We start from the raw sequence: 23,771 nt of genomic DNA, 5'->3' as shown, positions 1-23,771 counted from the left end.
GCGTAGACGGCGGGTGGTGAGCGCTTTATCAGCCGAAGATGATCGCGACGTCCTTGGCCAGACAGAACTTCATGACGGCGACCAATTGGCGGGTGTCGTCGATACGTCGGTCGAGAACCGGATCGCCGGCGTCGTGCCGCCGCTCGTCGATGATTGCCTCCAACCGGGGCAGCATGTCCGAGCATTGAGCGGGCGTGAGGTCCGGACCACCGTCATCCGGATGGTCGAGCAGCGGTGCCAGCGTTGTGGTGACGCTGCTCCACGGGCGGTCTCCGTCGAATCCCTGCATCTCGGAAAGGGCGAACCCCTCGGCCTTTGCCAGCCATTCCCTGAACATGTTGAAGCCGGTGTAGGACCAGGAGATGTCCGGGCTGGTCACATCGTCGTCTCCGGGGAACAGCATGAGCCCCATCCTGGCCTCCTGAATTGTCCGGAGTTCAGAATCGGTTGTGGGGAGCCTGTCGGCAACTGCATTGATGCGCGGTGCTCAACGCTCGGCCCCGGGGGCATTCAGTCGTTGTTCTCGCGTTTCCGGGTCCGCCCTCGCCTCCGTCCCCGGCCCCGGTCATCCGGCAATGTGCTCCTCCAGGCGGACCGTCACGTTGCCCCCTGTCGCAGGGCGAACCACAGCTCCGTCCGTACGTCCATGTCGTCCAGGTCCATGCCCAGCAACTCACCGCACCGCCCGATGCGTTGGCGCACGGTGTTGCGGTGGACGGCCAGGGCCACCGCCGTACGGTCCCAGTTGCCGTGGAGCGAGAGCCAGCAGCGCAGGGTGTCGGCCAGCGGTGCGGTGAGCGGGGCGAGGAGGGCGCGGGCGTGGGCGGCCGCCTGTTCGGGCGGGACCAGGGCGGCGAGGCCGCTCGCGGGGGCGTCCGTCGTCAGTGGGGCCCGGGTCGCCTGTGCGTGGGCCAGGGCGCGGGCGGCCAGGTGGTCGGCGGCGTCGAGAGCGGTGACGGGGGTGGGGGCGGATGCGCCGAGCGTCCAGCCGGGCTGCGGGGTGACCCGGGCCGGTTCGGGGGCGGGGGCAGGGGCGGGGGTGGTCGCGGTAGCCGTGGCGGTGGCGGTGCGTGCATGCGTATCAGGCTTGGCGGGGGGTGGGACCGGATGCATTCCGGGGGTGCTCGGCAGCAGTACCCGTACCGGCTCGCCGTCCCCGCGTCCCGCGTCGACCAGGGCCGTGCCCAGTGACGCGCCCAGGGCCCCGGCGGTCAGGGCGTCCGCCGGGGCGCCGTTCGTGCGGCGGGCGTGGATCACCGTCCACGGGCCGGTGGCGCCGAGGAGCGGGGCCACCTCGGCGGGGGAGGCGCCCAGGAGCATGCGGACCAGGGCCGCCGAACGGCCCGCCGCGTCCGCGCCCTGGTGCGGGGCGGCCAGGAGCGAGAGGAGGACCACCGCGATGCCCGCCACCGTGTGGTCGCCGGGCTCCCGTCGCCGGGTCGCGAGCGCCAGGACCAGGCCTTCGGCGCCGCCCAGCGCGTACGCGGCCAGGTGCGTGTCGCCGTGGGTGTCGGTGGCCGAGGTGGGGGCGCCGGGGCGTTCGCGGGCCACCACCCGGGCCAGCCGGGTCAGCGCCGCCGACGCCCGTGGTGCGGGGTGGCGGCCCGCCGTGAGGGCCCCCTCGGTCGGTCGGCGGCCCGCGGTGGGGGTTTCCTCGGTCGATCGGCGGCCTGCCGTGGGGGTCCCCTCGGTCGGTCGGCGGCCCGTCGTGGGGGTCTCCCCGGCCGGGGCGCGGCCCGCTGCGTGGAGCTCCTCGCCCCGCGCCGTCAGCAGGGCCGCCCGGCCGCCGAGCTGCGCCGCGAGCTGGTGGAGCACCGCCGGTACGGGGTCGGGGCGGGCCGCAGCCGTCGCCAGGGCCTGCTGGGCGCGGGTCACCCGGCGCAGCTCGCGGTGGCGTGCCTCGGCCATCAGCCGCCACACCGCCCGCGCGATCGTGGTGAACGGGGTCTCGGGCGGCACCTCCAGCAGCGGCAGGCCGTACCGGTCGCACGCCTCGATCAGCGCGGCCGGCACCGTCTCGTGCACCGGGCGCACCCCGAAGCCCAGCGCCGCCGCCCCCGCCTCCACCAGCCGGCCGACGTAGTGGTCCGGGTCCGTCAGCAGCACCCCGGCACTCAGCAGCAGCTCGCCGCCGAGGAGGTACGGATACGGGTCCGCCATCTCCGAGGTGTGCACCCAGAGCAGATCGGCGTCGGCCGGGCCCGCGATCCGGCGCAGGCCCAGCTCCTCCCTGGACAGGAGTTCCGCCAGCGGGATGGGCGGGGTCGGCGGGCCGGGCGGTGACGGTGAGGCCGGGGGTGGGGGCGGGGTTGGCATGGATGGTTCGTCCATTCCGTGCGTCGGGAATGGAGGAAACGTACACTTCAGCGTCGGCTTTCGGCCACCTACCGTCTTCCTCGCACGTACATCTGTTTGCGCGAGACGGAGGGAAGCCCATGGCTGTCGACTACGCCGTGATCGTCGTCTACCTGGCCGGCATGCTCGCCATGGGCTGGTGGGGCATGCGCCGCGCCAAGTCCAAGAGCGAGTTCCTGGTCGCGGGCCGCCGCCTCGGACCGGGCATGTACTCCGGCACCATGGCCGCGATCGTCCTCGGCGGCGCGTCCACCATCGGCGGTGTCGGGCTCGGCTACCAGTACGGTCTCTCCGGCGCGTGGATGGTCTTCACCATCGGCCTCGGGCTCCTCGCGCTCTCCGTCTTCTTCTCGGCGCGCATCGCCCGGCTGAAGGTCTACACCGTCTCCGAAATGCTCGACCTGCGCTACGGCGGCCGGGCCGGGATCATCTCCGGCGTTGTGATGTGGGCGTACACCCTGATGCTCGCGGTCACCTCGACCATCGCGTACGCCACCATCTTCGACGTCCTCTTCGACGTGAACCGCACCGTCGCGATCGTCCTCGGCGGAGCGATCGTCGTCGCGTACTCGACGCTCGGCGGCATGTGGTCGATCACGCTCACCGACATGGTCCAGTTCGTCGTCAAGACCATCGGGGTGCTGCTGCTCCTGCTGCCCATCGCCGTCGTCAAGGCGGGCGGCTTCAGCGAGATGAAGGCCCAGCTGCCCACCGAGTACTTCGACCCGCTCGGCATCGGCGGCGAGACGATTTTCACGTACGTGCTGATCTACACCTTCGGCATGCTCATCGGGCAGGACATCTGGCAGCGCGTCTTCACCGCGCGCAGTGACACGACGGCGCGCTGGGGCGGGACGGTCGCCGGTACGTACTGTCTCGTCTACGCCATCGCCGGGGCCGTCATCGGCACCGCCGCCAAGGTGATGTACCCGAACCTGGCCAGTGCGGACGCGGCCTTCGCGACGATCGTCAAGGACGAGCTGCCGGTGGGCGTGCGCGGGCTGGTGCTCGCCGCGGCGCTGGCCGCCGTGATGTCGACGTCCTCGGGCGCGCTGATCGCCTGCGCCACCGTCGCCAACAACGACATCTGGTCCCGGTTGCGCGGGGCCGTCGGCCGGGGCGGGGACGGCGACGAGCCGCACGACGAGGTCAAGGGGAACCGGGCGTTCATCCTGATCATGGGCGTCGCGGTCATCCTGATCGCCATCGCGCTGAACGACGTGGTCGAAGCGCTGACCGTCGCGTACAACCTGCTGGTCGGCGGACTGCTCGTGCCGATCATCGGCGGGCTGCTGTGGCGGCGCGGCACGGCGGCCGGGGCGCTGTCGGCGGTGTGCGTGGGGGGTGTCGCGGTGGTCGGGCTGATGTGGCACTACGGGATCCTCGCCAATCAGCCGATCTACTACGGGCTGCTGGCGTCGCTGGCCGTGTACGTGGTCGTGTCGCTGGCCACGCCGCCTACGGATGCGGCCGTGCTGGACGCGTGGCGTGAGCGGTTGGCGGGCCATCCAGCCCGTCCGGCGTTTGAGGACGGAACCCTTGCGCCGGATCCGGCCGAGCCCACCGATGTCCTCGATCGCCGGACGGGCTGAGTTCGGTCGCCCTCACAGATGCCCTCAATCGCCGGGCGGGCTGGGGTGGACGTCCTCAATCGCCGGACGGGCTGGGTTTGTCCGCCGGAGCCCGCACACTTGACAGCGTAAGAAACCGAAGGAAAGGCACACCCCCCATGAGCAGCACCGATTCGCCGCGCGGCCCCATCGACTCCTCCCGCGTCCCGCGGTACGCCGGGCCCGCGACGTTCGCCCGGCTGCCCCGGCTCGACGAGGTCGGCCGGACCGATGTCGCCGTCGTCGGCGTGCCCTTCGACACCGGGGTCTCCTACCGGCCCGGCGCCCGCTTCGGCGGCAACGCCATCCGTGAGGCGTCCCGGCTGCTGCGTCCGTACAACCCGGCCCAGGACGCCTCCCCGTTCGCCCTCGCCCAGGTCGCCGACGCCGGCGACATCGCGGCGAACCCGTTCAACATCAACGAGGCCGTCGAGACCATCGAGGGCGCGGCCGACGACCTCCTGGGCACCGGCGCACGCCTGATGACCCTCGGCGGCGACCACACCATCGCCCTGCCCCTCCTGCGCTCCGTCGCCAAGAAGCACGGGCCCGTCGCCCTGCTCCACTTCGACGCGCACCTGGACACCTGGGACACCTACTTCGGCGCCGAGTACACCCACGGCACCCCGTTCCGCCGGGCCGTCGAGGAGGGCATCCTCGACACCTCCGCCCTCTCCCACGTCGGCACCCGCGGCCCGCTCTACGGCAAGCAGGACCTGACCGACGACGAGAAGATGGGCTTCGGCATCGTCACCTCCGCCGACGTCATGCGGCGCGGCGTCGACGAGATCGCCGACCAGCTGCGCCAGCGCATCGGGGACCGGCCGCTCTACATCTCCATCGACATCGACGTGCTCGATCCCGCGCACGCCCCCGGCACCGGCACCCCCGAGGCCGGCGGCCTCACCTCCCGCGAGCTGCTGGAGATCCTGCGCGGGCTCTCCTCCTGCCACCTCGTCTCCGCCGACCTGGTCGAGGTCGCCCCCGCGTACGACCACGCCGAGATCACCTCCGTGGCCGCCTCCCACGCCGCGTACGAGCTGACGACGATCATGTCCCGGCAGATCGCCGCACAGAAGGACGCAAAGGACGCAAAGGGAGCAAAGGAAGCCGAGGACGCCAAGTGAGCCACGACCACGACGACCGGCCGCAGCTCACCGCCGCCCAGGCCGCCGCCGTACTGAACCCGCCGGCCGGCCGCAACGGCGGCGACCTCGTCGTCGAGTCCCTCCAGGGCCTCGGCGCGACCACCGTCTTCGGGCTGCCCGGCCAGCACGCGCTCGGCATGTTCGACGCGCTGCGCCGCTCCTCCCTCTCGTACGTCGGACTCCGCGTCGAGAACAACGCGGGCTTCGCCGCCGACGCGTACGGCCGGATCACGGGGGAGGTCGCCCCGCTCCTGCTCTCGACCGGGCCCGGTGCGCTCACCTCGCTCGCCGCGCTCCAGGAGGCGGCCGCCGCCTCCGCGCCCGTCCTCGCCATCTCCAGCCAGATCCCCACGGCCGGTCTCGGCGGCGGGCGGCACGGCTATCTCCACGAGCTGCGCGACCAGCAGGCCTCCGTCCGCGACATCGTGAAGTCCGTGCACACCGTGCGGACCGCGTCCCAGATCCCGTCCGCGATCGCCGCCGCCTGGGAGTCCGCGCTGACCGCCCCGCACGGGCCGGTCTGGGTGGAGATCCCGCAGGACGTGCTGCTGGCCGAGACCACGCTGCCGGTCGTCAGCGCCATGGACGCCACCCCGCGCGAGCTCTACCCGCGCCCCGAGCTGACGATCGCCGCCGCGCATCTGCTGTCGAACGCCGAGCGGCCCGTGATCATCGCGGGCGGCGGAGTCGTACGTTCCGACGCCTCCGGCAAGCTCCTCGCGCTGGCCGAGAAGATCGACGCGCCGGTCGTCACCACCTTCGGCGGCAAGGGCGCGTTCCCCTGGGAGCACCCGCTGTCGCTGCGCTCCTGGCTGGAGGACCGGCACACCACCGACTTCCTGGAGGACGCGGACGTCCTGCTCGTCGTCGGCTCCGGGCTCGGTGAACTCTCCTCGAACTACCACACCTTCCGCCCGCGCGGCCGGGTGATCCAGATCGAGGCGGACGCCGGGAAGCTGGAGTCCAACCACCCCGCCCTCGGCATCCACTCCGACGCCCGCGAGGCGCTGGCCGACCTCCTGGAGGCCGTCGAGCGGCGCGAGGACGCGGGCGCCGCCGAGCGCGTACGTACGGTGCTGGAGAAGGTACGGGTCCGGATCGAGGCCCAGGAACTCACCCTGGAGCAGCAGGTCCTCGCCGCCGTCCGCGAGGCGCTGCCCGACGCGGCGCCCAGCTTCTGGGACATGACGATCCTGGCGTACTGGGCCTGGTCCGCCTTCGACGCCCGGCGCCCCAACACCATGCACTCCGCCCAGGGCGCGGGCGGCCTCGGCTACGCCTTCCCGGCGGCCGTCGGCGCGGCCGCCGCCGACACGACGAAGCCCGTGCTCGCGGTCTCCGGCGACGGCGGTGCGATGTACTCCATCGCGGAGCTGGCCACCGCGCGTCAGTACGACCTGCCGCTGACCTGGCTGATCGTCGACGACGGTGGTTACGGCATCCTGCGCGAGTACATGACGGGGGCCTTCGGCGAGGCCACCGCCACCGAGCTGTCCCGCCCGGACTTCGTCGCGCTCGCCGAGTCCTTCGGCGTACCGGCCGTCCGTACGACACCGGAGTCGCTCGCCACCGACCTGGGCAAGGCGCTGGCGGCCCCGGGGCCTTCGGTCGTCGTGCTTCCGGCGCTGCTGCGGATGTTCGAGCCGACGCACCTGTAGGCCGGGCGCACGTGGGGGCGGGGTGGGCGGGCCGGTGGGACCGCCCGCCCGCTCACAGCTCCGCGAGCGCCTTGCCGATCGCGGCCTCCTGCGCCGTGACGCCCTCCTGGAACCGCGCCCGCTCCGCCGGGTCCCGGATCTCCCCGGGCAGCTCCCGGCGGAGCGGCAGCAGGTCCGGCAGCTGCCGGAAGATCACCGCGGCGGGCTTCCCCCGGCCCTGGCCGGTGGCGTCGACCAGGGACCGGGTCGCCTTCCACAGGTGCGGGGCGAGGTGCTTGCGCGGTTCGGTGGACACCTGCCGACGCTCCGCAGGGTCGTCCAGGGGATGGTGCGCGCCCCCGCCGAGACGCTCCAGTGCGGCGAGCGCCGCGTAGAGCTGTCCACAACGGTAGGCCTCGGTGAGCCGGTCGATCGCCATGCTTCCTGCCCCTTCGAGATGCCTTGCGAGATGGCCTGCGGGATGGCCTTCGAGATGCCCCGCGCGGGATGGCCTGCGGGATGGTCTTCGAGATGTCCTCCGGCCGGGGAGCCGCCGGTTCGCCGCGGGTTACTACCCGCCGGGCCGGGGCCGTGAACCGGTCCTAGGACCCCGGCCCCACCCGCCCCCGCCCTTCGGCCCGGTTCGCCGCCCCGATTGTTGCGGAGGGATGAAATCCGCTCCCGGCCGTGTTGGTGCCTCCGGAAGATCGAACGGGACGGATCGAACGGGACGGGGAGGCAACGCGTGACGGGCGCAGAGCAACAGGGGTGGGGCCGGCGGCTGACCGGGTACGCGTGGCGGTACCGGCGCAACGTCGTGCTCGCTCTCGGCTCGTCGCTCGCCGGCATGGCCGTCATGGCCCTCGTGCCGCTCATCACCAAGGTGATCATCGACGACGTGGTCACCGACCACACCCGCTCCCTCGCGGTCTGGACCGGCCTGCTCATCGGCGCGGCCGTCCTCGTCTACATCGCCACCTACATCCGCCGCTACTACGGCGGCCGGCTCGCCCTCGACGTCCAGCACGATCTGCGTACGGACATGTATGCCACCATCACCCGGCTCGACGGGAAGCGTCAGGACGAGCTGTCCACCGGGCAGGTCGTCGGCCGGGCCACCAGTGACCTCCAGCTGATCCAGGGGCTGCTGTTCATGCTCCCGATGACCATCGGGAACGTCCTGCTCTTCCTCATCTCCCTGGGAATCATGGCGTGGCTCTCGCTGCCCCTGACCCTCGTCGCGCTCGCCGTCGCCCCCGCCCTCTGGTTCATCGCCCGCCGCTCCCGTACCCGCCTCTTCCCCGCCACCTGGTACGCCCAGAGCCAGGCCGCCGCCGTCGCCGGAGTCGTCGACGGGGCCGTCTCCGGGGTCCGGGTCGTCAAGGGGTTCGGGCAGGAGGACCAGGAGACCGGCAAGCTCCGCGAGGTCGGGCGGCGGCTGTTCGCCGGGCGGCTGCGCACCATCCGGCTGAACTCCCGCTACACCCCCGCCCTCCAGGCCGTGCCCGCCCTCGGCCAGGTCGCCATGCTCGCCCTCGGCGGCTGGCTGGCCACCCGGGGCGAGATCACGCTCGGCACGTTCGTCGCCTTCTCCACCTACCTCGCCCAGCTCGTCGGCCCGGTCCGGATGCTCGCCATGGTCCTCACCGTCGGCCAGCAGGCCCGCGCCGGTGTCGAACGCGTCCTGGAGCTGATCGACACCGAGCCGTCCATGCGGGACGGTACGAAGGAGCTGCCCGCCGACGCCCCGGCCGGGATCGAGTTCGACGACGTCACGTTCGGGTACGACGAGGAGCGTCCCGTCCTGGACGGGTTCTCGCTCACCGTCGAACCCGGCGAGACCGTCGCTGTCGTCGGCGCTTCCGGCAGCGGCAAGTCCACCGTCTCGCTCCTGCTGCCCCGCTTCTACGACGTCTCCCACGGGGCCGTCCTCATCGGCGGCCACGACGTCCGCGAGCTGACCCAGGCCTCCCTGCGCGCCGCCATCGGACTCGTCCCCGAGGACAGCTTCCTGTTCTCCGACACCGTCCGCGCTAACATCGCCTACGGCTTCCCCGACGCCACCCAGGAGCAGATCGAGGCGGCCGCCCGCGCCGCCCAGGCCCACGGGTTCATCTCCGACCTGCCCGACGGGTACGACACCACCGTCGGCGAGCACGGGCTCACCCTCTCCGGCGGCCAGCGCCAGCGCGTCGCCCTCGCCCGCGCCATCCTCACCGACCCCCGGCTCCTCCTCCTCGACGACGCCACCTCCGCCGTCGACGCCCGCGTCGAGCACGAGATCCACGAGGCGCTGAAACAGGTGATGGCGGGCCGCACCACCCTGCTCATCGCCCACCGGCGTTCCACCCTCCAGCTCGCCGACCGCATCGCCGTCCTGGACGGCGGGAAGCTCGCCGCGATCGGCACCCACCAGGAGCTGGAGCGCACCTCCGCGCTCTACCGCCGTCTCCTCACCGACCCCGACGAGCTGGGCGGCACCTCGCCCGGCCACCGGCCGCTGCGCACCGGGACGGACCTGGCGGACGACCGCGCCCTCCAGGAGGAGCTGGACGCCGAGTTCGACGCGGAACGCGGCATCACCCCCGAGCTGTGGATCCGCAAGGAGGAGGAGCGGGACACCACCGTCGCCGGTATGCCCGCCACGCCCGAACTGCTCGCCCAGGTCGAGGCGCTGCCGCCCGCCACCGACACCCCCGAGGTCGACGAGGCCGCCGCCGTGCGCCCGGAGGAGTCCTACGGGCTGCGCCGGCTGCTGCGCGGTTTCGGGGCGGCCCTGCTCATCAGCCTCGGGCTGGTCGCCGTCGACGCCGGCATGGGCCTGCTGCTGCCGGTCCTGATCCGGCACGGCATCGACGAGGGCGTCAGCCGGATCTCGATCGGCGCGGTGTGGGCGGCCTCCGCGATCGCGCTGGTCGTCGTGCTCGTCCAGTGGGCCGCCCAGATCGGCGAGACCCGGATGACCGGCCGGACCGGCGAACGCATCCTCTACGCGCTCCGGCTGAAGATCTTCGCCCAGCTCCAGCGCCTCGGCCTCGACTACTACGAGCGCGAGCTGACCGGCCGGATCATGACCCGGATGACGACGGACGTGGACGCGCTCTCCACGTTCCTGCAGACCGGCCTCGTCACCGCGTTCGTCTCCGTGGTCACCTTCTTCGGCATCATGGTCGCGCTGCTCGTCCTGGACATCCAGCTCGCCCTGGTCGTCTTCGCCACCCTGCCCGTGCTGATCGTCGGCACCTTCTTCTTCCGGCGCAGCAGCGTCAAGGCGTACGAACTGGCCCGGACCCGCATCAGCGCCGTCAACGCCGACCTCCAGGAGTCCGTCTCCGGCCTCCGGATCGTGCAGGCCTTCGGCCGCGAGCACGACGGGTCCGCCCGCTACGCCGAGCGCAGCGACCACTACCGCCAGGCCCGGGTACGCGGCCAGTGGCTGATCTCCGTCTACTTCCCGTTCGTCCAGCTGCTGGCCTCCGTCGCCGCCGCCGCCGTGATGATCGTCGGCGCGGGCCGGATCGACAACGGCACGCTGACCGTCGGCGCGCTGGTCGCCTACCTCCTCTACATCGACCTGTTCTTCGCCCCCGTCCAGCAGCTCTCCCAGGTCTTCGACGGCTACCAGCAGGCCACCGTCTCGCTCGGCCGCATCCAGGAATTGCTGCGCGAGCCCACCTCCACCGCCGACCCGGACGAACCGCTCGACGTGCTCTCGCTGCGCGGCGAGATCGCGTTCGAGGACGTCTCCTTCGCGTACGGCTCCGACGAGGAGGCCCTCACCGGCGTCGACCTGCGGATCCCGGCCGGCCAGACGGTGGCGTTCGTCGGGGAGACCGGGGCCGGGAAGTCGACTCTGGTCAAGCTCGTCGCCCGGTACTACGACCCGACCAGCGGCCGGGTCACCGCCGACGGCACCGACCTCCGCCGCCTCGACATGACCGCCTACCGGCACCGCCTCGGCGTCGTCCCGCAGGAGGCGTACCTCTTCGCCGGCACGGTCCGCGACGCCATCGCCTACGGGCTGCCCGACGCCACCGACGCCAAGGTGGAGGCCGCCGCCCGCGCGGTCGGCGCGCACGAGATGATCGCCACGCTGGAGGACGGCTACCTCCACGAGGTCGCCGAGCGCGGCCGCAACCTCTCCGCCGGACAGCGCCAGCTCATCGCGCTGGCCCGCGCCGAGCTCGTCGACCCGGACGTGCTGCTCCTGGACGAGGCCACCGCCGCCCTGGACCTCGCCACCGAGGCCCTGGTCAACCAGGCCACCGACCGGCTCACCGGCCGCCGCACCACGCTGGTGGTGGCCCACCGGCTGACCACCGCCGCCCGCGCCGACCGCGTCGTGGTCATGGACCACGGGCGCGTCGTCGAGGACGGCACCCACGACGAACTGCTCGCCCGGGACGGGCGGTACGCCCGGCTGTGGCGCACCTTCATCGGCGAGGGCATAGGGGAGGACGAGCCGGCGGGCGTCTGAGCCCGCCGTGCAACCTCCCACCCGTCCGCTGCGTCGTAGTCAGGAACGCACAGGTGCGTACAGACGTCAGGTGGGGGCGAATGTGTTCGACATAGCTGCGGGACCGGCGAGACCGACGGCCGCGAAACCGGCGGCCGTGCGACCGGCGGCAGCGAGGAAGCGGTCGATGCCGGTCCGCCTCCTCGTCCTGCCCCTGCTGCTCGGACTCGTCCCCCTCCTCGGCGCCCCCGGCACCGCACAGGCCGCCTCCGCCTGCACCGGCCGTCCGGCGAAGACGGTCGGGTTCTCCACGGGAGAGCTGCGCGTCTACAAGAGCCGCGCCCACGTCTGCGCGGTGACCGTCGCGAAGAAGCCCGGCAAACGGCGGACGATGAGCGTCACGCTCCAGCCGCGCGGCGGACGCACCGTCTCCGACAAGGGCTCGTACACGAAGATGGCCGGGCCGGTCACGGTCAACGCGCTGAACCGCTGCGTCCGGGCCACCGGCGGGATCGGCAAGAAATCGGTCTCCACCGGATGGATCCTCTGCTGACATCCTGTGCTGACACGGACAACCGGGTCTGGCGTGGCGTGTGTTGCCCCGATAAGTTCACGGCGACTGTTGTGAATCAAGGGGAGAGTGCATGCGCAAGTCACTCACAGGGGTTCTCTCGCTCGCCGTGCTCATAGGTACGGTCGGAGCCACGGGGGCCTCGGCCGGTGCGGCCACCGCCGCGGAGCCGGCCGCGAAGCGGAGCAGCGGCGCCGTCGGCGGCGAAGCGAGCAACGAGGACATCAAGGACCGCATCCTGGCCATCCCGGGCATGAGTCTGATCGAGGAGAAGCCGTACGCGGGCTACCGCTACTTCGTCCTCAACTACACCCAGCCGGTCGACCACCGGCGCCCGTCCAAGGGCACGTTCCAGCAGCGCATCACCCTGCTGCACAAGGACGTCTCCCGCCCGACGGTCTTCTTCACCAGCGGCTACAACGTCTCGACCAACCCCAGCCGCAGTGAGCCGGCGCAGATCGTCGACGGCAACCAGGTCTCGCTGGAGTACCGCTTCTTCACCCCGTCCCGGCCGGCCCCGGCCGACTGGTCCAAGCTGGACATCTGGCAGGCCGCCAGCGACCAGCACCGGGTGTTCACGGCGCTGAAGAAGATCTACGACAAGAAGTGGCTGGCCACCGGCGGGTCCAAGGGCGGCATGACCGCCACGTACTTCGAGCGCTTCTACCCGAAGGACATGGACGGCGTCGTCGCCTACGTCGCGCCCAACGACGTCGACAACAAGGAGGACTCGGCGTACGACCGGTTCTTCCGCAACGTCGGCACCAAGGAGTGCCGCGACAAGCTGGCCGGTGTGCAGCGCGAGGCGCTGATCCGCCGGGCCCCGCTGGAGAAGAAGTACAAGGAGCAGGCCGCCGCCAACGGCTGGACGTTCAACACCATCGGTTCGCTCGACCGCGCCTACGAGGCCACGGTCATGGACTACACGTGGGCGTTCTGGCAGTACAGCCTGGTCGCCGACTGCGTGGACCTGCCGGCCGACGCCAAGAAGGCCACCGACGACGACATCTGGAACTCCGTCGACGCCATCTCCGGCTTCTCCGCCTACGCCGACCAGGGTCTGGAGACGTACACCCCGTACTACTACCAGGCGGGCACCCAGCTCGGGTCGCCGGACATCAAGCAGCCCTGGCTCGGCAACCTGAGCCGCTACGGCTACCAGCCCCCGCGCAACTTCGTGCCCCGCTCCATCCCGATGAAGTTCGACCGGGGCGCGATGCGGGACATCGACAGCTGGGTCAAGCACAACGCCCGGCGGATGATGTACGTCAACGGCGAGAACGACCCGTGGAGCGCGGAGCCGTTCCGCCTCGGGCGCGGCGCGAAGGACAGCGCCGTCTACACCGTCCCCGGCGGCAACCACGGCTCGAAGGTCTCCGGTCTCCCCGAGGCGCAGAAGGCGAAGGCCACCGCCGACATCCTGCGCTGGGCGGGTGTCGCCCCGGCGGCCGTCGAGGCGGACCCGTCGAAGGCGAAGCCGCTGGCGAAGTTCGACACGAAGCTGGACCAGCGCAACGGTGAGATCGAGCGCGACGAGGCCACCCTGCGCCCGTAGCGGTCAGCTGGGTCCGCCGGTCACCTTCCCGGTGACCGGCGGGCGCAGCCCACCGGCCTGTCCCCGCCCAGCGCGACGAACAGATCCGTGGTGCCGGGGCACTGCGCCCGCCGCTGCACCGCCGACTCCACCCGGTAGCGCGGGGCGCGTCCGCCCGCGTCCTCGCAGGCGGTCTCCGTGACCTGGCCCGCGCGCGACGCCGTGACGCAGTCCCCGACCACGGTCAGCGGGCCGCCGCCCTGCCCCGGGTCGCCCGGATGCGGGGGCTCCAGATTCCGCATGCAGGCATAGCCGGTGGTGAGCCGGGAACGGGCCCCGGTGCCCGTCTCGGAGACGTGCAGGACGAAGTCGGTGGGGCCGGGGCAGGGCGGGCCCGAGTCCGGGGTGCCGAGGTGCCGGGCCAGGACGGTGGCCGCCGCCTTCTCGCTGCGGCAGGACACCTCCCGGATCTCCGGCCCCCGCGAACTGCAGTCGCCGGGCCCGAGGAAGACCACGCCGTACGGCGACGGGCCGGGCTGTGCGGGTACGGGCCCCCGGTCGTCGGTGACCGTCCCGTCGTCCGGGATCCGGCAGGCGGTCAGCAGGAGCGCGGCCACGGCGACGGCGACCGTCAGGACCGCGCCCAGGACCGGCAGCGGGGCGGGCGGCCGGCGCCGGGCCCCCGGGGAAGCGTGCTCATCCATGAAGAAACCCCCGATACGTCCGTAAAGACGTACACCCGGCGCGGCCCGCCGGAGCGGGGCCACGCCAGGTGCGCGGGGCGCTTTGCGTCTGCGGCCGGATGCCGGTGCCGTCCGGTCGCCGTAGGGCTAGTACGTCAGTCCGTGGCCCACCGGGTACAGCACCTGCGTCGGGTCGTCCGCGCGCTGCACCGGAACCGGGAGGGTTCCCTCCGGGTCGGCGCGGCCAGCGATCACCCGGGCGGCGGCGCGTAGTTCGACATCGGTCCAGGAGTACGCGGCGAGGCTCGCCGCGACTCCGGTGCCGGTGAGGTGGGCGACGTCGTACGGGTTGCGGACGGCGACGGTGATCACCGGGACGCCGGTCGCCACGAGGGCCGTGACGAGGGTGCGCTGTGAGCTGTTCGCGGTGACGTTGTACGTCGCCACGACCACCGCGTCCTTGCCCTCGGCGGCGGCGACCGCTTCGGCGATCTTCGCCTGGTCCGGAGCCGTACCGGTGGACAACGCCCGGGCGGTGAAGCCCAGTTCGCCGAAGGCGTGGGCCAGGGTGCCGGTCGGCGGGCCCGTCGTCCCGGACGGCGAGGCCGGATCGGCGCCCACCACCAGCAGCTTGCGGTGGGTGCGGCGGGAGAGCGGCAGCAGCGTGCCCGGGTCGGCGAGCAGGGTCGTCGTGCGCTCGGCGATCCGGTCGGCGGCGGCCCGGTGGGCGCGGCTGCCCACCGTGCGCTCGACGCCCCGGTGACTGACGAACGGGTCCCGGAACAGACCGAGTCCGTTCTTCAGCCGCAGGATCCGCAGGATCGATTCGTCGATCCTCGCCTCGCTGATCTCGCCGCCGCGGACGGCCTCCAGCACGGCGTTCCAGGCGACGGAGAGGTTCGGCGGGTTGAGCAGCTGGTCCACGCCCGCCAGCAGGGCGAGGACCGGAACCCGGTCGTCGCCGTACTTCGTGCGCACCCCCTCCATGCCGAGCGAGTCGGTGACCACCACCCCGTCGTAGCCCAGCTCCTCGCGGAGGATGCCGGTGAGGATCGGCCGGGAGAGCGTGGCCGGGTCCTCGGACGGGTCGAGTGCGGGGACCACGATGTGCGCGGTCATGATCGAGTCGATCCGGGCCCGGATCGCGGCGCGGAACGGCGGGGCGTCCAGCTCCTCCCACTGGGCGCGGGTGTGGTTGATGACGGGCAGCCCGGTGTGGCTGTCGGTGTTCGTGTCGCCGTGACCGGGGAAGTGCTTGGCGGTCGAGGCGATGCCCGCGCCCTGGTAGCCCTTCACCTGCGCGGCGACCAGGCCGGCCACCGCGTCGGGGTCGGAGCCGAAGGAGCGTACGCCGATGACCGGGTTGGCCGGGTTGACGTTGACGTCGGCGTCCGGCGCGTAGTTCTGGTTGATGCCGAGCGCGGCCAGTTCGGCGCCCGCGATCCAGGCGGCCCGCCGGGTGTCGGAGCGCGAGCCGCCCGCGCCGAGCGCCATCGCGCCCGGCAGCAGGGTGGCGGGTTCGCCGACCCGGCAGACGATGCCGTGCTCCTGGTCGGTGGAGACGAGCAGCGGCACCCGGTGGCGCTCGGCGAGCGCGGCGCGCTGGAGGCCGTTGGAGAGGTCGGCGATCTGGTGCGGGTCGCGGGTGTTGTGCGCCCAGGTGAAGTAGATGACGCCGCCGACGTGGTACGTGGAGATCAGCTCGGCGGCGGTACGAACCCCGATCTCCTTGAGGTTCGCGTCGATGTCGGCCTGGTCGGGCTCGGTGGCGGAGTGCCCGTAGACCCGCATCACGAAGAGCTGGCCGACCTTCTCCTCCAGGCTCATCCCGGCGATGATCCGCCGCAGCCGGTGGTCGGTGAAGCCGTCCGCGGAGTGCGCGGAGGCGGCGGTGGGGGCGGCGAGGACGCCGGTGGCGGCCGCGGCGGTGGCGGCCGCGGTGGCGGTGAGGAGGGTGCGTCTTGAGGTGCGGTGGGGCACGTGAGCTCCTTCCCGGGGTGAAAGAAACTTCCAAGGAAGTACGCTTATAGGGAAAGTAACTTCCGGTCAAGGGGCCGGGCCGGGACCGCGAGTGACGTACCGCCAGAAGAGTCGGCGGCCGGGTCGGACTCGCCTCACACCAGCCCGGCCGCCGCACCATGGGCCCGCAGCGCGTCCACCGCGGCCGTGATCGCCGGCCGCCGCGCCGCCTCCGTACGCCACAGGGCGTACAGCCGACGCTCCGGCACCGGGTCCAGACGCACCGCCACCACCCCGTCCGGGAGCGGCCCCCGGCCCAGCCGGGGCATCATCGCGATGCCCAGACCGGCGGCCACCAGGGCGAGTTGGGTGTGGTTCTCCTCCGCCCGGTGCCGGATGTCGGGCTCGTGCCCCGCCGTGCGCAGCGTCCGCACCAGCCAGTCGTGGCACACCGTCCCCGGCGGCTGGCAGATCCACCGCTCGCGCGCCAGCTCCTCGCGCCGCACCCCGTCCCGCCCGGCCAGCGCATGCCCCCGGGGCACCAGCAGATCGCACCGGTCGAGCCCGATCACGGCCTGGGCCAGGCCCTCCGGGGCGGGCAGCGGGGCGATGTCCCAGTCGTGCGCCACGGCCAGATCGACGACCCCCTTCGCGGCCAGGTCCACCGACAGATGCGGATCCACCTCGTCCAGCCGGACGTCCAGCGCCGGGTGGTCCCGGTCCAGCCCGGCCAGCACCCCCGGCAGCAGCCCCCGCGCGGCCGAGGCGAACGCGGCGATCGTCAGCCGCCCCGTCGGCAGCCCCCGGCGCTCCTCCAGCTCCGTCTCCGCCTGCTCCATGATGGCCAGCAGCCGCTGGGCCGTGCCGGCCAGCCGCAACGCCTCCTCGGTCAGCGCCACCCCGCGCCCCCGCCGCTCCAGCAACGTCGTCCGGGTCTCCCGCTCCAGCTTGGTGATCTGCTGGGAGATCGCGGACGGGGTGTAGCCGAGGGCGGCCGCCGCGCCCGCGACGGAGCCGTGGACGGAGACCGCGTGCAGGGCGCGCAGCCGGGCCAGATCGAGCACGGTGACCTCATCCTTCGGGGCGTCTTTCGGGGGGCATTCTTCAGCAGCTCTGAATTCCATCATGAAGGAATCGGTGCTGGTGCTACACGGTCATCCTGCTGAATGCTCGCCCCATGCGTCCACGCCATATCGCCCTGGCCGTGCTCGTCGCGGCACTCTGGGGCGTGAACTTCGTCGTGATCGAGCTGGGGCTCGACCACTTCCCGCCGCTCCTCTTCTCCGCGCTGCGCTTCCTCGTCGCCGCCGTGCCCGCGATCTTCCTCCTGGGTCGGCCGTCGGTGGCCTGGAAGTGGGTCGTGGGCGTCGGACTGGTCCTGGGGGTCGGGAAGTTCGGGCTGCTGTTCATCGGCATGGACCAGGGGATGCCCGCCGGGCTCTCCTCCCTGGTCCTCCAGGCCCAGGCCGTCTTCACCGCCCTGTTCGCCGCCCTCGCCCTCTCCGAACGGCCCGGCCGGGTCCGGCTGGCGGGCATGGCCGTCGCACTCGCGGGCATCGGGGTGGCCGCCGTGGACGAGGGCGCGGGCGGCCCGGTCCTCGCGTTCGTCCTCGTGGTCGGCGCCGCGGCCTGCTGGGGCGTGTCCAACGTGCTCACCCGCCGGGCCGCCCCCAAGGACGCGCTGACCTTCATGGTCTGGGTCTCGGCCGTCCCGGTGCTGCCGCTGCTGGGCCTGTCCCTCCTCTTCGAGGGCCCGGACCGGGACGCGGAGGCGCTGGCCGCGCTCGACTGGAGCGGGGCGGGCATCATCCTGTTCGTCGCCTGGGTCAGCACGGTGTTCGGCTTCGGAGCCTGGGGCTTCCTGCTCCGGCAGTACCCCGCCTCGTCCGTGGCGCCCTTCACCCTGCTCGTCCCGGTCTTCGGGATGTCCTCGGCGGCGCTGGTGCTCGGCGAGGAGGTGAGCCCGCTGCGCTGGTGCGCGGCGGCGCTGCTGGTGGGCGGGGTGGCGCTGACCTCGGGCGTCGGGCCCCCCGCCGGATCCGCTACTGCTTCGGTGCGCCGAGCCGCAGCAGATGCTCACGCCCCGCGCCCAGCAGACCCGGCAGCTCCGCCGCCCCCGGGTGCCAGCGCTTCTCGTACTCCCAGCACACCCACGTCTCCGGATCCAGCCCGTCCAGGCACTCCGCCAGCGGCAGCGCCCCCGCCCCCAGTGCGAGCGGAGTGAGGTCCTGCGCCGACGCGACGTCCTTCACCTGTACGTAGCCGAGGTGCGGGGCCAGCACCGCACGGCTCGCGGCCGGCTCCTCACCGGCGAGCCAGGTGTGCAGCACATCCCAGATCGCGCCGACCCGGGGATGCCCCACCGTGGCGACGACCCGGGCGACGTCGAGGCCCGCCCGGTGCGAGTCATGGGTCTCCAGCAGGATGCTCACGCCCATGTCGGCGGCGGCCGGAGCGGCGGCCCCCAGCCGCCGGGCGGCCGTCGCGTCGGCCTCCGCCTGCTCCTGGTCGCCGCCGCCGGGGAACACCCGGACGTAGGACGCGCCCAGGTCCCGGGCGAGCTTCACCAGCTCGGCCAGTTCCGCGAGGACCGCCTCGTCGTCGCCCTCGGCTGCCGCCTTCACATAACCGGCGAGCGCCAGGATCTCCACCCCGCCGGCCTTGAACGCCTCGACCACATCGGCCCGTTCCAGCGACGAGAGCCCCAGGTGCACCGGCTCCTCCGGATGGACGCGCAGCTCCACCCCCTGGTAGCCGTGGTCGGCGGCGAGCCGGACGACCTCGGCGACCGGCGTACCGGGCACTCCGAGCGTGGAGAAAGCGAGCTTCATCGTGCGTGTCCTTCCCTTGGTGCCGACGCCCCGCTCCTGCCCGCCGGGCCGGTGGCTACTCCCGGACACCGGTGGCACCGGCTGCCTCAGCCGACCCCCCGCAGCAGTCGCTCCAGGCTACCCAGCAACTTCAGCGCGTCCTCGCGCCGCGCACCCTCCAGCGCGCCCCCGGCGGACACCGCGCGCTGCTCGGCCTCGCGCACCCGCTCCGGCGTGAGCACCCGCAGGGCGGCGGCGGCCTGCCGGGCGAACATCGCGAGCAGATCCAGCTCCCGGACGCCCGACCGGGCCTGCGGGGACGGATCCAGCACCTCCAGTACGCCGAGGATCCGGGCGTCGCTGATGAGCGGGGCCGCCATCAGGGCGTTCGGCACATACGCGGTCGACTCCGCCAGCGAACGGTCGAAGGACGGATCGGCGCTCAGATCGTCCACCACCATCGGCTCGCCGGAGGTCGCCACCCACCCGGCGATCCCGCGCCCGGCCGGGAACCGGCGGCCCACGAGGAACTCCTCGCCCTGCCCGGACACGGCCTGGAAGACCAGCTCGTCCGCCTCCTCGTCGAGCAGGAAGACCGAACTGGCCTCGGCCCCGAAGATGGCGCGGGCCACGTCGACGACCGACTGGAGCAACTCGCTGCGCGGCGCGTCGGCGACCGTGGCGGTGGCGGCGGCGGAGAAGGGGGCGGCGGAATCAGTTCTCGGAGTCATCACGGGTATCTCCTGCCGGGGTGGAAGAAGGACGCGGTGCGTGGCGCACATTGGCCGCGGACAGATAGAGGGCGTTCTTGAGCTGGAAGGCCGTCATCCGCGGATGCGCGGACAGGACGCGGGCGCAGAGCCCGGCGACGTACGGCGTGGCGAAGCTGTTCCCCGTGGTGCGGATCGTCCGGCCGCCCAGCCACGGCACGGTCACGTTCTGGCCCGGGCCGAAGAACTCCACCGGGGGATCCGGGTTGTACAGATGCAGTTCGGGATCGTCCTCCTGGTGGCTGCCCACCGAGATCACCGAAGCGAACCGCCAGGGGAAGCTCTCCACCGGGGTGTTGTGGGCCGAGGCGACGATCACCGTACGGGCGAAGTAGGCGCTGTCGGCCAGGCTGTGCAGCTCCTGCGCGAACCGGGTACGGGTCGTCGACAGACTGAGGTTGACCACGTCGAAGCGCTGCTCCACCGCCCAGCGCAGCCCGGCCATCAGGACGTCGCCGGTGCCGGAGAACCGCTCCCCGAGCACCCGCACACTGTGGATCTCGCACTCCGGGGCGGTCCTGCGGACGATGCCCGCGCACGCGGTGCCGTGCCCGCAGGTGTCCCCGGTGGTCGTCGGCTCGACCGCGATCTCCCCGCTCTCCCCGTCCTTGACGACCACCCAGGAACCGGCCAGCGGGCCGATCAGCGGATGGTCCCGCTCCACCCCCGAATCCACCACGCACACGCGTACGCCGCGTCCGGTGGCGGGCCCGGCGGGGCGGCCGAGCGGCGGTCCGGCGTCCGCGAGCACCGGTACGTCGTCGGGGCCGCGCCCGCGCAGACTCCAGGTCAGCCCCTGCCCGGGCCCGGTGCGCGTTCCTCCCGGGGCCGACCGGGTCGCCCCCGCCCCCGTACCCGTCCGTGTCCGTCCCGGTTCCGTGGTCGTCATCGGTCAGCTCCTCTCCCTCGTCGTGGCCATGGCCCGGGGCGGGTGCGCGAGGAACCCGGAGACCCGGCGCACCCCCGGCAGATGCCCCTTGCCCGTGAAGTGCGCCCCGGCCGACCGGGCCGATGCGCCGGCCTCCGGCCACCGGCCCAGGGCGGCGAACGTGTGCGCCCGGTCCAGCTCCGCCGTCGCCTGCACCAGCGGTGAATCGGTGAGCAGCGAGGCCCGGACCGCCCGGTCCGCGTGCCCGGCCGCCTCCTCGGGTGCGGACCGGGCCGCCAGCCGGGCCCGCAGCCCCGCCAGATCCACCGCGTCCGCACGGCTCAGCCCCGAGGTGTCGCCGACGCCCGCCAGCCGGGCGGCGGCCAGGTCCTCGCGGCCCTCGTCCAGCTCCAGGCGGGCCGCGTCCAGCGCCACCGCCGTCCGCATCCCGGCCGCCCCCGTGCGCCGGGCCGCCGCGTCCGCCCGGCCCAGCAGCTCCAGCGCGGCGGCGCTCCGGCCGGACAGCGCCTCCACCGTCGCCCGGAACACCGGCAGGAAGACCTCCGCCTCCGCGAACCCCAGCTTCCCGGCCAGCCGTTCCGCCTCGGCCAGGCAGCCCTGCGCCTCCTCGGTCCGGCCCTGGAGCGCGTACAGCACCGCCAGCGGGCAGTTGAGCGTGACCCGGACCGTGGGCCGGCCCGCACCGTGCGCCGCCAGCAGCGTCCGGCAGCGGACCACCGCGGCGGGCACCGGAACCGGCCCGCGCCACAGCGAGATGCCGATCGCGCCGAGCGCCCCGGCCCGTTCCGGCTCCGCACCGGCCAGCACGGCGTGCTCCAGGGCCCGCGCCTGGTCCCGCTCCGCCTCCTCGTGCCGCCCGGACCGCTGGAACTGCTGGGCAAGCCGCAGATGCGCGCGGGCCCGGCCGGTCGAGTCCCCGGCCGCCTCGAAGACCGGCAGTACGGTACGGGCCACGGCGGCGGGGCCCGGTCCGGCCCCCGGATCCAGCACCGCGAGCGCGAGCCGGGCATGCGCGGCCTCCACCGCGTCGGCCCCCGAGTCCCGTACCCGGCGCAGCAGTTCGGCCCCTTCGCCGGTGCGGCCCAGCGCGAGGCGGACCTCGCCGAGCCGCCGCGCCGACGCCGGGTCGCCGGGGCACAGGTCCACCGCGCGTTCCAGCAGCCCGTGCGCCCAGTGCAGATCGGACCGTGCGGCGGCCTGCGCCCCGGCCCGGCCCAGCGCGGCGGCGGCCCGGTCGCGCAGCCGCCGGGCCGCGTCGTCCAGCAGGCCCAGCTCGGCGCGGTAGCGGTAGGCGCGCTCCAGATGGCCGCCCACCGCACCGTCGCCGGCGCGCAGCACGCTGGGCAGCTCCGCCGCCCAGGCATGGCGGTCCGCCTTGGCCCGCTTGGACAGCGAGGCGTACGCGACCTCATGGACCAGCCCGCTGCTGAACCGGTACGCCGCCTCCTCCCGGCCGCCCGGCGGCCCCGACTCCACCAGCCGGCGGCGGCCCAGCACCGCCAGCGCCTCGTCGACGCGCCGCCGGTGCTCCGGGGCGGCCGCGCCCGCGAGCGGACCGGGGCCGTGGCCCTCCCCGGCCTGTACGGAGAGCTCCAGCCGGACCAGTTCCGGTGCGGTGAACTCCCGGCCGATCACGGCGGCCAGGTCCACCACCCCGCGCTCCGCCCGGGCCAGGGCCCCGATGCGGGCGCCGAGGAGGGCCTGGAGCGTGGGCGGCAGATCCTCGTCGGGGGCCGGGCCGCCGCCGGGGCGGGAAGCGGTCGCCGGGTCCTCGCGGTCGCCGACCAGGAGCTGTTCCAGGTAGAGCGGATTGCCCCCGGCCCGTGCCAGGACCCGGTCGTCCACCGGGGCGGGACCGCCGTCCGGACCGGCGAGACCGGCGGCGAGCCGGGCCGCCTCCTCGTGGGGGAGGCCGGTGAGCTGGAGGTGCCCCGCACCGGCCGGGGGTTCGCCGTCCTCGTCCGGCCCGTCCGGCCGTCCGGCGCAGAGCACCAGCACGCCCGCGCACCCGGAACCGTCCGTCAGCCGGTGCACCGTGCGGACCAGCAGCGGGGCCGCCGCGTGCCAGTCGTCCAGCACCAGCACGACCGGGCGGATACGGGCGGCCCGCTCCAGGACCGCCGTCAGGGCCGCGCACATGTCCTCGAAGGGCGCGTTCGGCGTGCCGTCGCGCAGCAGGCCCCCGGATAGCAGGGCCATCGCGTCGTCGACCGCCAGCCCGTCGGCTCCGCCCCGCGCCCCGTCGGCCTCCGCGGGACCCGCCGGTGGACTCATCGGGGGGCCGACCAGCGAACGGACCGCGTCGGCCAGCGCGGCGAGGGTGCCGTGGTCCCCGTAACTGCGGCACCGCCCCGCCCCGTACACCAGCGCGCCGGACGCCGACCGCTCCGCCAGCCACTCCCGTACCAGCCGGGTCTTGCCGATGCCCGCCTCCCCGGTGACCCGCAGCAGCCCGGCCCCGCCGCTGGTCACGGCCCGTTCCAGGGCGGCGTCCAGTGCGTGCCGCTCGGCGTCGCGGCCGACGAAGGGGACGTCGAAGCGGCGCAGCAGCTCGGGGTCGTCCGCGCCCAGCGCGAGCAGCCGGTAGGCCTCCACGCTGTCCCGCTTGCCCTTCAGCCGCAGCGGCCCGGTGGGCTCGGCGCGCACCGTCGGACCGGCGGCGAGCAGCGTCCCCGGGCCGATCAGGATCTCGCCACGGCCCGCGTTCTGCTCCAGCCGGGCGGCGATGTTGACGGTCTCCCCGGAGACCAGGGCCTGCCGGGCGGTCGCGTCCGAACCCGCCACTACCTGACCGGTGTTGACGCCGATCCGGGTGGCCAGCTCGATGCCGAGGGTGGCGGTCAGCTCCTCGTTCAGCCGGGCCAGCGCCCGGCGCATCCCGAGCGCCGCCGCCAGCGCCCGGCGGGCGTCGTCGTCACGGACCACCGGCACGCCGAACACCGCCATCACCGCGTCCCCGATGAACTTCTCCGGAGTGCCGCCCCGCGCCACGATCTCCGCGCTCATCGCCTCGAAGTACCGCAGCGTCACCGTGCGCAGCGTCTCCGGATCGAGCACCCCGGACAGCGCGGTGGACCCGACGAGATCGCAGAACAGCACGGTCACCGGCTTGCGTTCGTCACCGGCCGGGACGACGGCGGAAGCGGTCGCGGCGGCAGCCGGGGTACCGGCGGTGTCCGCGGCGGTCGCGCACGGCGTTCCGCAGGAGGAACAGAAGCGGGCCGTCGGCGGCAGATCCTGCCGGCACGAGAGGCAGTTCATGGCGGGTCCTTCTCTCCGGGATGTCGGGCGGGTACGGGCCCGCTTCCGGCGCTCGCCGGCTACGGGCCCGTACCGCTGATCGGTCGCC

The 23,771-nt window shown here is 73.4% G+C and carries 16 protein-coding genes and 1 pseudogene; 7 read left to right on the top strand and 10 right to left on the bottom strand.

The features are described 5' to 3' along the window. Positions 1 to 28 precede the first annotated feature (28 nt). Positions 29 to 412 (bottom strand): hypothetical protein, encoded by a 384-nt coding sequence (locus ACSMXR_RS11835; RefSeq protein ID WP_381795597.1) that lies wholly within the window; start codon positions 410 to 412, stop codon positions 29 to 31. 185 nt (positions 413 to 597) lie between these two features. After that, positions 598 to 2,331, bottom strand: a complete 1,734-nt coding sequence (locus ACSMXR_RS11830) for a PucR family transcriptional regulator (protein WP_473171817.1) — start codon at positions 2,329 to 2,331, stop codon at positions 598 to 600. Between the two features lie 104 nt (positions 2,332 to 2,435). On the opposite strand from ACSMXR_RS11830, the gene ACSMXR_RS11825 reads away from it, so the two are divergent. The 3 genes from ACSMXR_RS11825 to ACSMXR_RS11815 all read left to right on the top strand — a co-directional run bounded on the left by ACSMXR_RS11825 (position 2,436) and on the right by ACSMXR_RS11815 (position 6,771). After that, the gene (locus ACSMXR_RS11825; protein ID WP_364884151.1) at positions 2,436 to 3,947 is read left to right on the top strand and encodes a sodium:solute symporter family protein; all 1,512 of its coding nucleotides are present in this window, start codon (positions 2,436 to 2,438) and stop codon (positions 3,945 to 3,947) included. A 137-nt stretch (positions 3,948 to 4,084) separates the two neighbouring features. Continuing rightward, positions 4,085 to 5,092 (top strand): agmatinase, encoded by a 1,008-nt coding sequence (gene speB, locus ACSMXR_RS11820; RefSeq protein WP_137232922.1) that lies wholly within the window; start codon positions 4,085 to 4,087, stop codon positions 5,090 to 5,092. Next, on the top strand, positions 5,089 to 6,771 hold the full coding sequence (locus ACSMXR_RS11815) for a thiamine pyrophosphate-binding protein (protein ID WP_473171816.1): 1,683 nt from the start codon (positions 5,089 to 5,091) through the stop codon (positions 6,769 to 6,771). The genes speB and ACSMXR_RS11815 overlap by 4 nt, the downstream gene beginning before the upstream one ends. A gap of 52 nt (positions 6,772 to 6,823) precedes the next feature. Here ACSMXR_RS11815 and ACSMXR_RS11810 read toward each other — a convergent pair whose 3' ends face one another. After that, on the bottom strand, positions 6,824 to 7,189 hold the full coding sequence (locus ACSMXR_RS11810) for a hypothetical protein (RefSeq protein WP_376184574.1): 366 nt from the start codon (positions 7,187 to 7,189) through the stop codon (positions 6,824 to 6,826). A 306-nt stretch (positions 7,190 to 7,495) separates the two neighbouring features. Here ACSMXR_RS11810 and ACSMXR_RS11805 point away from each other — a divergent pair, with 306 nt between their 5' ends. The 3 genes from ACSMXR_RS11805 to ACSMXR_RS11795 all read left to right on the top strand — a co-directional run bounded on the left by ACSMXR_RS11805 (position 7,496) and on the right by ACSMXR_RS11795 (position 13,332). Beyond that, entirely contained in the window at positions 7,496 to 11,227 is a 3,732-nt protein-coding gene (locus ACSMXR_RS11805) for an ABC transporter ATP-binding protein (protein WP_473171815.1), read from the top strand. Between the two features lie 166 nt (positions 11,228 to 11,393). Continuing rightward, positions 11,394 to 11,759 carry a hypothetical protein gene (locus tag ACSMXR_RS11800; protein ID WP_137232926.1) on the top strand — a complete coding sequence of 122 codons (366 nt, stop codon included), beginning with the start codon at positions 11,394 to 11,396 and terminating at the stop codon, positions 11,757 to 11,759. Between the two features lie 91 nt (positions 11,760 to 11,850). Beyond that, the gene (locus tag ACSMXR_RS11795; RefSeq protein WP_473171814.1) at positions 11,851 to 13,332 is read left to right on the top strand and encodes a S28 family serine protease; all 1,482 of its coding nucleotides are present in this window, start codon (positions 11,851 to 11,853) and stop codon (positions 13,330 to 13,332) included. A 20-nt stretch (positions 13,333 to 13,352) separates the two neighbouring features. Here the strand turns inward: ACSMXR_RS11795 and ACSMXR_RS11790 are convergent, their stop codons facing one another. The 3 genes from ACSMXR_RS11790 to ACSMXR_RS11780 form a co-directional block, all read right to left on the bottom strand. After that, positions 13,353 to 14,015: a hypothetical protein gene (locus tag ACSMXR_RS11790; protein ID WP_032787512.1), complete on the bottom strand. Its 663-nt coding sequence runs from the start codon at positions 14,013 to 14,015 to the stop codon at positions 13,353 to 13,355. A 126-nt stretch (positions 14,016 to 14,141) separates the two neighbouring features. Next, positions 14,142 to 15,974: a glycoside hydrolase family 3 protein gene (locus ACSMXR_RS11785; protein ID WP_473171813.1), complete on the bottom strand. Its 1,833-nt coding sequence runs from the start codon at positions 15,972 to 15,974 to the stop codon at positions 14,142 to 14,144. 134 nt (positions 15,975 to 16,108) lie between these two features. Next, a complete protein-coding gene (locus ACSMXR_RS11780; RefSeq protein WP_364884131.1) occupies positions 16,109 to 17,017 on the bottom strand; it encodes a LysR family transcriptional regulator in 909 nt (302 codons plus the stop codon). 113 nt (positions 17,018 to 17,130) lie between these two features. On the opposite strand from ACSMXR_RS11780, the gene ACSMXR_RS11775 reads away from it, so the two are divergent. Beyond that, on the top strand, positions 17,131 to 18,177 hold the full coding sequence (locus ACSMXR_RS11775) for an EamA family transporter (protein WP_455680180.1): 1,047 nt from the start codon (positions 17,131 to 17,133) through the stop codon (positions 18,175 to 18,177). Here the strand turns inward: ACSMXR_RS11775 and ACSMXR_RS11770 are convergent. The 4 genes and pseudogenes from ACSMXR_RS11770 to ACSMXR_RS11755 all read right to left on the bottom strand — a co-directional run. Beyond that, positions 18,119 to 18,784: pseudogene (locus ACSMXR_RS11770) on the bottom strand (sugar phosphate isomerase/epimerase family protein); the annotation flags it as partial. The gene ACSMXR_RS11775 and the pseudogene ACSMXR_RS11770 sit on opposite strands and share 59 nt — an antisense overlap. Before the next feature lie 86 nt (positions 18,785 to 18,870). Next, positions 18,871 to 19,494, bottom strand: a complete 624-nt coding sequence (locus tag ACSMXR_RS11765) for a GAF domain-containing protein (protein ID WP_337964319.1) — start codon at positions 19,492 to 19,494, stop codon at positions 18,871 to 18,873. Beyond that, positions 19,478 to 20,422 (bottom strand): S8 family peptidase, encoded by a 945-nt coding sequence (locus tag ACSMXR_RS11760; protein ID WP_239144251.1) that lies wholly within the window; start codon positions 20,420 to 20,422, stop codon positions 19,478 to 19,480. Before ACSMXR_RS11760 ends, ACSMXR_RS11765 begins: the two co-directional genes overlap by 17 nt. Positions 20,423 to 20,425: 3 nt before the next feature. Continuing rightward, complete coding sequence (locus ACSMXR_RS11755) at positions 20,426 to 23,683, bottom strand: adenylate/guanylate cyclase domain-containing protein (RefSeq protein ID WP_473171812.1); 3,258 nt, start codon at positions 23,681 to 23,683, stop codon at positions 20,426 to 20,428. Between the last annotated feature and the right edge of the window lie 88 nt (positions 23,684 to 23,771).

It is taken from the genome of Streptomyces sp. DSM 106670, from assembly GCF_055792845.1.
Note: the sequence above shows the minus strand (reverse complement) of the source record. Positions and strands in the feature narration are given on the sequence as shown.

Excerpts from the sequence above, each read along its gene's own strand:
- ACSMXR_RS11835 (WP_381795597.1), bottom strand. The coding sequence starts at position 412 with ATGGGGCTCATGCTGTTCCCCGGAGACGACGATGTGACCAGCCCGGAC.
- ACSMXR_RS11830 (WP_473171817.1), bottom strand. The coding sequence starts at position 2,331 with ATGGACGAACCATCCATGCCAACCCCGCCCCCACCCCCGGCCTCACCG.
- ACSMXR_RS11825 (WP_364884151.1), top strand. The coding sequence starts at position 2,436 with ATGGCTGTCGACTACGCCGTGATCGTCGTCTACCTGGCCGGCATGCTC.
- speB (WP_137232922.1), top strand. The coding sequence starts at position 4,085 with ATGAGCAGCACCGATTCGCCGCGCGGCCCCATCGACTCCTCCCGCGTC.
- ACSMXR_RS11810 (WP_376184574.1), bottom strand. The coding sequence starts at position 7,189 with ATGGCGATCGACCGGCTCACCGAGGCCTACCGTTGTGGACAGCTCTAC.
- ACSMXR_RS11800 (WP_137232926.1), top strand. The coding sequence starts at position 11,394 with ATGCCGGTCCGCCTCCTCGTCCTGCCCCTGCTGCTCGGACTCGTCCCC.
- ACSMXR_RS11795 (WP_473171814.1), top strand. The coding sequence starts at position 11,851 with ATGCGCAAGTCACTCACAGGGGTTCTCTCGCTCGCCGTGCTCATAGGT.
- ACSMXR_RS11790 (WP_032787512.1), bottom strand. The coding sequence starts at position 14,015 with ATGGATGAGCACGCTTCCCCGGGGGCCCGGCGCCGGCCGCCCGCCCCG.
- ACSMXR_RS11775 (WP_455680180.1), top strand. The coding sequence starts at position 17,131 with ATGCGTCCACGCCATATCGCCCTGGCCGTGCTCGTCGCGGCACTCTGG.
- ACSMXR_RS11765 (WP_337964319.1), bottom strand. The coding sequence starts at position 19,494 with ATGACTCCGAGAACTGATTCCGCCGCCCCCTTCTCCGCCGCCGCCACC.
- ACSMXR_RS11760 (WP_239144251.1), bottom strand. The coding sequence starts at position 20,422 with ATGACGACCACGGAACCGGGACGGACACGGACGGGTACGGGGGCGGGG.
- ACSMXR_RS11755 (WP_473171812.1), bottom strand. The coding sequence starts at position 23,683 with ATGAACTGCCTCTCGTGCCGGCAGGATCTGCCGCCGACGGCCCGCTTC.